Raw genomic sequence first — 1,745 nt, 5'->3', positions numbered from 1 at the left:
CAGCCCGCCGCCTGCCGCACTCTCGGGCGAGGCGTTGAGGATCGAGGGGCTGTCGGACGTGCCCGATTGCCGACCGTCGCCCAGCGTCGGAAGGCTCATGATGCCCTGCTGGATCAGGCCGTCGGGCGGCTGCATGTTGACGACTTCGGCCGACCCCGGCCAGCCGAGCACGCCTGCGCCGCGGATCACCAGCACGCAATCGGAATCGATGGCGAGCGCGGGATCGTTGATGCGGTGGTGATAGTCGTCCGATCCGTCGAACACGATCGCGCGGCCCTCGAAGATGTTCTCCGCACCGGGGCGCGAGAGATAGCGGTTGCGGAAGTCCTCGCCGATGACGCTGGTCTTCATGATCGCAAAATCGAACAGGTTGCCGCGCAGCACCAGAAAGCCAGCGCGCTCCATCAGCGGCGTATCATAGGCGCGGATCACCTCGCGGTTGCGGCTTTGTCGGCCCGCAAGGTTGTCGGCCAGGCTCTGGCCGGTGATCGTCAGCGCATCGCCATCGATCACGCCCGCCGCCAGCAGTTCGCACAGGACAGCAGGCACGCCGCCTGCGCGGTGGAAATGCTCGCCGAGGAAGCGGCCTGCGGGCTGCATGTCGACCAGCAGCGGCAGCTCATAGGCCTGCATCCAGTCCTGCGCGGTAACCTCGATGCCGGCATGGCGCGCCATCGCGACGATATGCGGCTGCGCGTTGGACGAACCGCCGATCGCGGTGACCGCAGCGATGGCGTTGCGGAACGCGGCCTCGGTGAGAATCTGCGAGGGGCGCAGGTCTTCATAGGCGATCTCGACCGCACGCCTGCCGGTCTCGTACGCCATCTGCCCGCGCTCGCGATAGGGCGCGGGGATCGCTGCGCAGCCGGGCAGCGAAAGGCCCAGCACCTCGGCCACCGCGTTCATCGTCGAAGCGGTGCCCATGGTGTTGCAATGCCCGGCAGACGGCGCGCTGTCGGTGGCGCGCGCCAGGAACTCGGCCTCGTCGATCTCGCCTGCGGCCAGCTTGCGGCGGCTGCGCCAGATCACCGTGCCCGATCCGACCAGCTCGCCCTCGTGCCAGCCGTCGAGCATCGGTCCGCCCGACAGCACGATCGCGGGAATATCGACGGTAGAGGCGGCCATCACCTGCGCAGGCGTGGTCTTGTCGCAGCCCGTGGTCAGCACCACCGCATCGATGGGATAGCCGTTGAGGATCTCGACCAGCCCCAGATAGGCCAGGTTGCGGTCGAGCGCGGCGGTGGGGCGGCGGCAGTTCTCGAAGATCGGGTGCAGCGGGAACTCCATCGGAATGCCGCCGGCATCGCGGATGCCCTCGCGCACCCGCCGCGCCAGATCGAGATGGATGCGGTTGCACGGCGAGAGGTCGGAGCCAGACTGCGCGATGCCGATGATCGGCCTGCCGGACATCAGCTCGGCAGGGGTCAGGCCATAGTTCATGAACCGCTCGAGATAGAGCGCGGCCATGTCGCTCCTGCCCGGCGCAGCGAACCATTCGCGCGACCGGAACGGTCGTTTAGGCTGTCTGTCCATGCCTTCAAACTCTCCAGTGACGTGTCGGTTATCCCGGTCGCACCGCGCCGACATCGCTTCATGATTGCGCTACCATGCACCGCGCGAGGGGCGTTGCACAAGCCCTATAGCGTCACGCCGCGCTTCCAGATCGCGATCGTGCGCTGGCCCTGCTTCTCGGCAGCGGTCCGCGCGCCGCTGGCGATGGCAAGCAGCGTGGCGAGGAACTGGCG

At 67.7% G+C, this 1,745-nt stretch carries 2 protein-coding genes; both read right to left on the bottom strand.

Features of this window, described 5'->3' with window-relative positions:
• On the bottom strand, nucleotides 1-1,533 hold a 1,533-nt coding region (locus tag IP68_RS19595; protein ID WP_054136708.1), incomplete at its 3' end, for an IlvD/Edd family dehydratase.
• A 104-nt stretch (nucleotides 1,534-1,637) separates the two neighbouring features.
• Nucleotides 1,638-1,745, bottom strand: a 108-nt coding sequence (locus IP68_RS20405) for a UxaA family hydrolase (protein ID WP_156318319.1), incomplete at its 5' end; no start/stop codon positions are given.

It is taken from the genome of Blastomonas sp. AAP25 (assembly GCF_001295965.1).
Classification (GTDB): domain Bacteria; phylum Pseudomonadota; class Alphaproteobacteria; order Sphingomonadales; family Sphingomonadaceae; genus Blastomonas; species Blastomonas fulva.
The sequence above is the reverse complement of the archived record's forward strand: the minus strand, read 5'-3'. Positions and strand labels throughout refer to the sequence as shown.